This is a genomic window from Pseudomonas sp. K2I15 (assembly GCF_002204795.1).
Classification (GTDB): domain Bacteria; phylum Pseudomonadota; class Gammaproteobacteria; order Pseudomonadales; family Pseudomonadaceae; genus Aquipseudomonas.
In genome coordinates this window covers 1-7,993 of the sequence record NZ_NIXO01000114.1, presented here as the reverse complement: position 1 = coordinate 7,993, position 7,993 = coordinate 1, and the positions used below count along the sequence as shown (strand labels likewise).

Annotated in this window: 8 protein-coding genes; 2 read left to right on the top strand and 6 right to left on the bottom strand. The window is 59.5% G+C overall.

The genetic code is table 11. The annotated features are described in order from the left end of the window. Positions 1-66 precede the first annotated feature (66 nt). The 4 genes from CEC48_RS30290 to minC form a co-directional block, all read right to left on the bottom strand. Positions 67-702 carry an RluA family pseudouridine synthase gene (locus tag CEC48_RS30290; protein WP_088427177.1) on the bottom strand — a complete coding sequence of 212 codons (636 nt, stop codon included), beginning with the start codon at positions 700-702 and terminating at the stop codon, positions 67-69. A gap of 191 nt (positions 703-893) precedes the next feature. Beyond that, positions 894-1,148, bottom strand: a complete 255-nt coding sequence (gene minE, locus CEC48_RS30285) for a cell division topological specificity factor MinE (RefSeq protein WP_003175252.1) — start codon at positions 1,146-1,148, stop codon at positions 894-896. A gap of 3 nt (positions 1,149-1,151) precedes the next feature. Continuing rightward, positions 1,152-1,964 (bottom strand): septum site-determining protein MinD, encoded by an 813-nt coding sequence (minD, locus tag CEC48_RS30280; RefSeq protein ID WP_010176105.1) that lies wholly within the window; start codon positions 1,962-1,964, stop codon positions 1,152-1,154. Between the two features lie 210 nt (positions 1,965-2,174). Further along, a complete protein-coding gene (gene minC, locus CEC48_RS30275) occupies positions 2,175-2,912 on the bottom strand; it encodes a septum site-determining protein MinC (RefSeq protein WP_088427176.1) in 738 nt (245 codons plus the stop codon). Positions 2,913-3,030: 118 nt separating this feature from the next. On the opposite strand from minC, the gene CEC48_RS30270 reads away from it, so the two are divergent. Then, a complete protein-coding gene (locus tag CEC48_RS30270; RefSeq protein ID WP_088427175.1) occupies positions 3,031-3,966 on the top strand; it encodes a lipid A biosynthesis lauroyl acyltransferase in 936 nt (311 codons plus the stop codon). A gap of 32 nt (positions 3,967-3,998) precedes the next feature. Continuing rightward, positions 3,999-5,150: a patatin-like phospholipase family protein gene (locus CEC48_RS30265; RefSeq protein WP_088427174.1), complete on the top strand. Its 1,152-nt coding sequence runs from the start codon at positions 3,999-4,001 to the stop codon at positions 5,148-5,150. Positions 5,151-5,274: 124 nt separating this feature from the next. Here the strand turns inward: CEC48_RS30265 and CEC48_RS30260 are convergent, their stop codons facing one another. Next, positions 5,275-6,060 carry an outer membrane protein OmpK gene (locus CEC48_RS30260; RefSeq protein WP_088427173.1) on the bottom strand — a complete coding sequence of 262 codons (786 nt, stop codon included), beginning with the start codon at positions 6,058-6,060 and terminating at the stop codon, positions 5,275-5,277. Positions 6,061-6,493: 433 nt separating this feature from the next. Next, on the bottom strand, positions 6,494-7,846 hold the full coding sequence (locus CEC48_RS30255; RefSeq protein ID WP_088427172.1) for a nucleobase:cation symporter-2 family protein: 1,353 nt from the start codon (positions 7,844-7,846) through the stop codon (positions 6,494-6,496). Positions 7,847-7,993 lie beyond the last annotated feature (147 nt).

Sequence of the window (7,993 nt, the reverse complement as noted above, 5' to 3'; positions counted from 1 at the left end):
GAATGTGTTTCTGATACACCGCTTTCGCGAGCAAGCCCGCTCCCACATTTTGATTGCGTTTACAGGTTAAAACGGCGCTGGGCACTCGAAGCGCAAGCGCTCGCCGCTCTGGGGATGGGTGAAGCTCAACATGCTGGCGTGCAGGCACAGGCGCGGCCACGCGGCCAAGGCCTGTTCATGGGCGTACAAACCGTCACCCAACAAGGGATGACCGATGGACAGCATGTGCACACGCAGTTGATGCGAACGGCCGGTAATCGGCGTCAGTTCAACCCGGCACCAATCCCCGCAGCGCTCCAGGACTTTCCAGAAGGTCAGTGCGTTCTTGCCGAACTCATGGTCCACCACGTGCCGTGGCTTGGTCGGCGGGTCGTAGCGTAATGGCAGGTCGATGCTGCCGCTGTCCATCTCCGGTTGGCCCCAGCACAGCGCGGTGTAGGCCTTTTCGGTTTCCCGGTCGTGGAACTGACGCGACAGTTCACGGTGGGTGTCCGCGTCGCGGGCCAGCAGGATGATGCCGGACGTTTCCCAATCCAGACGATGGACGATGCGGGCTTCGGGGTAGCCGTTTTCCTGCAGGCGGGTGATCAGGCAGTCCTTGTTGTCGTCGGCGCGACCGGGCACCGAGAGCAGCAGGGTAGGCTTGTTCACCACCAGGACAGCAGCGTCCTGATGAAGGATATGGACATTGGACAACGGCATTAAAACAGCCTCGTAACAAACGCCAACGGCGGCTGGGTTGCCGAAGTTCCTGTAGGCGCGAGCTTGCTCGCGAAAAACTTAAGAACAACACGTTCATTCAGGATGAGCGCGTTATCGTTAACGTCCATCGCGAGCAAGCTCGCTCCTACAGAAGTCCAGTAACCGAGCCGCCGTGGCGACCGCCTTTTCGATCAACGATCAGGCAGGGTGATATTGAGTTCCAGAATCGAGCAGCTGCCGTCATTTTCCAGGGCGACATGTACGTCATCGTTACCGATATTGACGTACTTGCGGATCACCTCCACCAGTTCCTTCTGCAAGGCTGGCAGGTAATCCGGGGTGCTGCGTTGGCCGCGTTCGTGCGCCACGATGATCTGTAGACGCTCTTTCGCTACCGACGCGGTACTTGGCTTTTTGTTGGCGCGAAAGAAGTCGAGAAATTTCATTGTTTAGTTGCCTCCAAAGATACGCTCGAAGAATCCCTTCTTCGCTACATCGAGGAAGCGATGTTCCACGGTTTTGCCCAGCAAGCGATCAACCGCATCGCTGTACGCCTGGCCGGCGTCGCTCTGGTCGTCGAGGATTACCGGCACGCCCTGGTTGGAAGCCTTCAGTACAGCCTGGGATTCCGGGATCACGCCCAGCAGGGTCACGGCCAGGATGTCCTTGACGTCTTCCACGCCAAGCATCTCGCCCTTGCTCACGCGCTCAGGGTTGTAGCGGGTCAGCAGCAGGTGTTCCTTGATCGGCTCTTCGCCTTTCTCGGCGCGCTGGGACTTGCTGGCCAGCAGGCCGAGCATGCGGTCCGAGTCACGTACCGACGAGACTTCAGGGTTGGTCACGACGATGGCTTCGTCGGCGAAGTACATCGCCAGGTGAGCACCGGTCTCGATACCCGCCGGGGAATCGCACACCACGTATTCGAAGGTTTCCTTCAGTTCAGCGAGGACTTTGCCCACGCCTTCCTTGGTCAGCGCTTCTTTGTCGCGGGTCTGGCTGGCGGCCAGTACGTACAGGTTCTCAAGGCGCTTGTCCTTGATCAGGGCCTGTTGCAGGTTGGCTTCGCCGTTGACGACGTTGACGAAGTCGTACACCACGCGGCGTTCGCAGCCCATGATCAGGTCGAGGTTACGCAAACCGACGTCGAAGTCGACGATGACTGTCTTGTGGCCGCGCAGAGCGAGGCCGGTACCGATAGCGGCGCTGGTGGTGGTCTTACCCACACCACCCTTGCCGGATGTAACCACGAGAATCTTGGCCAAGGTGTTTCACCCCTAAGGAAAAAGGACTTTTTAGCCCCTGAAAAACATCTCTTGAAACTCGCTGCAGGCGGACAGCCTTTGTAGGAATAAGATGAAAAAAGTGCGATTTACCAAAGGTAAATGTCACCTGCCCATTATTCCTACTTAAGTTTTGCCGTTTTCGCTGTGCTATCAGAGTCTAGAGATGCTTGGAAAATGCGGCAGTATCCGTTAAAGACGAACGATGTTCAACACATCGCCCGACAGGCTGACTTGCACCCCGGCGCCCCACAGCGGGTCGCGACGCAAATCTTCCGAAACCTTGTACTGGCCTGCGATGGACACTAGCTCAGCGGTCAACTGCTGGCAAAAAATACGGGCCTTTGTGTCACCTTTTACGCCGGCCAGTGCACGACCACGCATGGGACCGTATACATGGATGTTTCCATCGGCGAGAAGTTCCGCCCCCGGGCTTACCGGGGCGATGACAACAAGGTCGCCACCCTGGGCGTAAATCTGCTGCCCGCCCCGTACGGGAGAGGTGATGATCTTTGTAGGCTTGATCGTCGGCTCCGGCGGTTTCTCGGGTTTTTTCTTCTCTTCGCCGACCAACGGGTCCAGCGGACGCTCCCGTGCACCGGACGGCGGCAGTACTGGCAGTTCAATGGCTATTGCCGCGGCAATGTCTTCGATACGGCTGGCACGAATCGCCAGGGTGCGCAGGCCATGTTGGCGGCACACGCGCATCAGGCCGGGCAGGTCGACAGCGCCCTGGCCGGCCGGGAGTTTGTCCAGGGCCAGCACCAGCGGCGCATTGTTGAAGAAGTTCGGCGCGAGGGCGACCTTGGCGGCGAGCTGGCGGTCCAGGGCATCAAGGTCGTTGCGGGCCAGTTCCAGCACGGTAATGGCGAGCATGCTGCCTTTCAGCTGGAACACGGGATCTTGGTCTAGCGGTTCGGTTTGGCTCATGGTCGGCAAAGCGGCTTGTCACGAAAAGTGTCGAGACTTATAACGAGAACATCCGCTAGCCGCAAGCCGGGTCGAACCGTTGTAGAATGCGCGGCCGTTGTCTTTACCGGAATCTTTAATGGATCGCCCGCGTTTTCGAGCTGAATTTTTTCACCCGCGTTTTTGGCTGTTATGGCTGGGACTGGGTTTGCTGTGGCTGATTGTGCAGTTGCCGTACCGGGCTTTACTGGGGATTGGCCGCGCCTTGGGTGCCGGAATGTACCGGGTGGCCGGTGAACGTCGCCGCATCGCCGCGCGAAACCTGGAACTGTGCTTCCCGGAAAAATCCGCCAAAGAGCGTAAACATTTGCTCAAGGAAAACTTTGCCTCCACCGGTATCGCTTTTTTTGAGATGGCCATGAGCTGGTGGTGGACCAAACCGCGCCTGGCGCGCCTGGCCCACGTCGAAGGGCTGGAGCACCTCAAGCAGGCGCAACTGGAAGGCAAGGGCGTAATCCTGATGGCCCTGCATTTCACCACCCTGGAAATCGGCGCAGCCCTGTTGGGGCAGAAGCACACCATCGACGGCATGTACCGCGAGCACGGTAACCCGTTGTTCGATTTCGTCCAGCGCCGTGGCCGCGAGCGGCACAACCTCGACTCTCTGGCCATTGAGCGCGAAGACGTGCGCGGCATGCTCAAGGTATTGCGCGCCGGCCGTGCCATCTGGTACGCACCCGACCAGGACTACGGCGCCAAGCAAAGTATCTTCGTGCCGTTGTTCGGCATTCAAGCCGCCACCGTCACCGCCACCAGCAAATTTGCGCGCCTGGGCAAGGCGCTGGTGGTGCCGTTCACCCAGGAGCGCCTGGCGGACGGCAGTGGTTATCGCCTGGTGATCCATCCGCCGCTGACCGATTTCCCCGGTGAAACCGACGAGATCGATTGCCTGCGCATCAACCAGTGGGTCGAAGCCTCCGTACGCGAATGCCCCGAGCAATACCTGTGGACCCATCGCCGCTTCAAGAGCCGGCCACCGGGTGAGCCTAAGCTGTATGAAAAACGCCGTCGTTGATCTGAATTCCCCAAGCACCATGGAGTGATGCAATGCGCCCAGCTGAACCGGTCACAGGCTTGATTCTTTCCGGCGGCGGGGCGCGGGCCGCCTATCAGGTGGGGGTATTGGCGGCGATTGCCGAACTGCTGCCGCCGGGGGCAGCCAATCCGTTTCCGGTGATTGTCGGCACCTCGGCCGGGGCGATCAATGCGGTCAGCCTGGCCAGTGGCGCCATGGACTTTACCGCCGCCATCCAGCGCCTGACGGCCTTCTGGCAGGGCTTTCGCAGCCATCTGGTGCTGCGCAGCGACTGGCCCGGGGTGATCAGCCAGGCCAGCCGTTTCCTTATCCACAGCCTGCTGGGGCTGGGCGCACAGGTGCCGGTGGCGCTGCTCAACAGTTCGCCGCTGCGGGACTTGTTACGCGACAAGCTGCACTTGGAAGGCATCGAGCAGTCGATCCGCGAGAAACACCTGCATGCGGTGGCCATCACCGCCTTCGGGTATGAGTCCGGGCAGGCCGTGACGTTCTATCAGGGCGGCGGCACCATCGATGCCTGGCTGCGGCATCGGCGCATCGGCATTCCCACTCAATTGACCGTTGAGCACCTGCTGGCCAGTTCGGCAATTCCGTTGCTGTTTGCGCCGGTCAAACTTGATCAGGAATATTTTGGCGACGGTGCAGTGCGGCAGTCGGCACCGATCAGTCCTGCGTTGCACCTGGGGGCCACCCGGGTGCTGGTGGTGGGCGTCAGTGGCAACCCGCGCGGCAACGATCCTTCGAACCCGGCACGTACCTTCACCGGCCAGGAGCCGACGCTGGCGCAGATCGGTGGGCACATGCTCAACAGCACGTTCATCGACAGCCTGGAAAGCGATATCGAATTGCTTGAGCGGCTGAACCAGTTCAGTCATGTCTTGCCTGGTGACGCGGCAATACAGGGCCTGGCGCCGGTGGAGGTATTGGTGATTGCACCGAGCCAGCCGATCGACGAAATCGCGGCGCGTCACCGCCAGGAATTGCCGGCGGCATTGCGCCTGTTTCTGCGCGGGCCGGGGGCGACCAAAACCAGTGGCGCGGGCGTGCTCAGTTACTTGCTGTTCGAGGCGGGGTATTGCAGCGAATTGATTGAGTTGGGAAGGCGGGATGCGCTGGCCAAGCGCGAAGAGTTGAAGCGGTTTCTGGGCCTGACACCGGACTGAATGTGGGAGCGGGCTTGCTCGCGAATGCGCAGTGTCAGTCAGCAAAGTAAGTCACTGACCCACCGTATTCGCGAGCAAACCCGCTCCCACATAAACCCGATTCCACAGGGGATATGCGGTGTGGTTAGAAGTGGTACTTCACCAACAGACTTGCGGTGTCCTGATTGGTTTCGAACGCGCCGCTGTCCTGGATCCCGTATTTGTTCTTCCAGTAGTCGTATTCGATACCGACATACAACTGCTTCTCGCCCCAATGCAGCGCCTTGCCCAGGTCATATTTGATCTGCGGGTTGAAGTGCAGGTTGGCGTGGTAAGTGCCACGGGCGTTCTTGTCGTTGTCCACCACCCAGTCCATAAAGCCGTCGATCAGCACGTTGGAGTTGCCCACCGGGATCGTGTACGACCACACCGGCGTGATCTGCCACACGCCATCACCCGGGCGATTGCCCTCGGTCTGGCGCTGGTAGAAGTTCAGCTGGAAGTAGTCGAAACCGGGGATTGCCAGGTCGAAGCCAGGGCCCAGCAAGTACGACTCGTTGTCGCCTTCGCCGAACTCGTAAGTGAACGCCAGCAACACGTCTTTGATCGGACCGAACGACAAGTCCTTGTCGAAAATCTTGCCGAACGACAAGCGCGGGCTGAACTCACCGTAGTAAGTACTTGGGCCGGCGTTGCCGTCTTCCTTGCCGTTGTAAAAGATGCGGTCGACGAAGAAGAAGTTGTCACCGTACTTCCACGCATCGGCGTGTTCGAAGGTCACGGTTTGCTGGATCTGTGGGTTAACAGTGAAGTTCTTGCCCCACAGATAAGTCAGGCTGTTGTTCTGCCACTGCAGCAGATCACCGGCCATGGCTTGGCCGCCAGCCAGCAGGGATCCTGCCAGCATCAGGCTGTTCACAGTACGTTTCATTCGGTTGCTCCCGAGGTAAAGGTTATTAGTTTTTTTCTAAGCGGACGCTCTGGTATGGCGTCTTTTGGCTTGCCGCAAAAATCGTCTGTTCGGTCAGCTTTAATGCTTTTAGCAAGAGCTGCGCCAAGGTGTTTAAAAGCCAAAAAATCCCCGTCGGCTGCGATGAACACAGTCGAATTCGGAGAGTTTTCGCACACATTGGCTGCGGACCTGGGGCCGGGATAAGTTGGCCTTGCAGTCAGCTTTTACATTCGCTGTTTTTTTTTGAGTCGATTTGAGCGGGCGCCGAGAATACTGACTCCCAGGCCTGTGCTCAAGTGCGCCGTTACAGAGCGCGCGGGGCGAGAATGGGGCACGGCGCGTGGCCGGCCCCGGGTGAATGGCGTGCATGGTGTGTTCCCTGATCGTTATTGTTTTTGTTGTGACGCAGGAATCAATGTGGGTGTGCGTGAGCGCTGGCGGCAGCGCGTTCGGCACCACCCAGAATGTTGAATAAGAGGTTCAGCGACAGCGCACTGATCGTGGCCATGGCGATACCACTGTGAGTGATCGGGCTCATCCACAGCGGCAACTGCGCGAAGAATTCGGGACGCACTACCGGGATCAAACCCATGCCGATACTCACCGCCACCAGCAACTGGTTGCGGCGGTCGGCGATGTCGGCTTCCTGGAGGATCTTGATACCCGTGGCCGCCACCATGCCGAACATGGCAATCGCCGCCCCCCCCAGCACTGCCGGCGGAATCGACGCCACCAGGAACGCGGCCTTGGGCAGCAGGCTCAGTACAATCAGAAACGCCCCGGCCACGATCGTTACCGAGCGGCAGCGCACACCGGTCATCTGCACCAGGCCGATGTTTTGCGCGAACGAGGAGTGGGTAAAGGTGTTGAAGAACCCGGCGAAAAACGATGCGCCGGCATCACACAACAGGCCGCGACGCAGCATTTTCGGCGTGACTTCCTGGCCGGTGATCTTGCCCAGGGCGAGGAACATCCCGGTGGACTCAACAAAGATAATCACCACCACCAGGCACATCGACAGGATCGGCGCCAACTCGAACTTGGGCGTGCCGAAATGCAGTGGTGTCACCACTTGCACCCACGGCGCCTGGGCCAGGCCACTGAGGTCGACCATGCCGATTATTCCGCACAATCCGTAGCCGAGGGCCATACCGATCAGCACCGAGATATTCACCCAGAAGCCGCGCATGAAACGGTTGATCAGTAGGATGGTAGCCAGCACCAGCGCGGCAATCGCCAGGTAAATCGGTGAGCCAAACGTTGCGGCCGCAGCACCGCCACCGGCCCAATTGACTGCAACGGGAAACAGCGAAAGACCAATGGCGGTGATCACGGTGCCGGTCACCAGTGGCGGAAAGAAACGCACGACCTTGGACATGAACGGCGCGATCAGGATGCCGAAAAAACCGGCGGCAATGGTCGCGCCGAAGATCCCTTGCAGGCCGATGCCGGGCATGCCCGCCATGGCGACCATGCTGCCGACTGCGGCGAAACTGGCGCCCATCATCACCGGCATGCGAATGCCTACGGGGCCGATACCGAATGACTGGACCATGGTCGCGATGCCCGCCACCAGCAGGTCGGCGTTGATCAGGAAGGCGATTTCTTCACGGCTCAGGCCCGCCGCCTGGCCGATGATCAAAGGCACGGCGACGGCGCCACCGTACATCAGCAAGACGTGTTGCAGGCCTACCAGAATCAGTTGCAAGAGGGGCAGCCGCACCATGGGTGGCGCTGCAGGAGTCTGCGGTTCTAACTGGGACATGCAACACCTCGGATCTTTTTATTGTTGTGTTGTTCGGCATTCAATTGCCGGGTGGAACTCATTCTTCAAAACACGTCGCAGCTCTAGTGTGGGAGCGGGCTTGCTCGCGAAGGCGGTGTGTCATTCAACACTTCAGGTGACTGAACC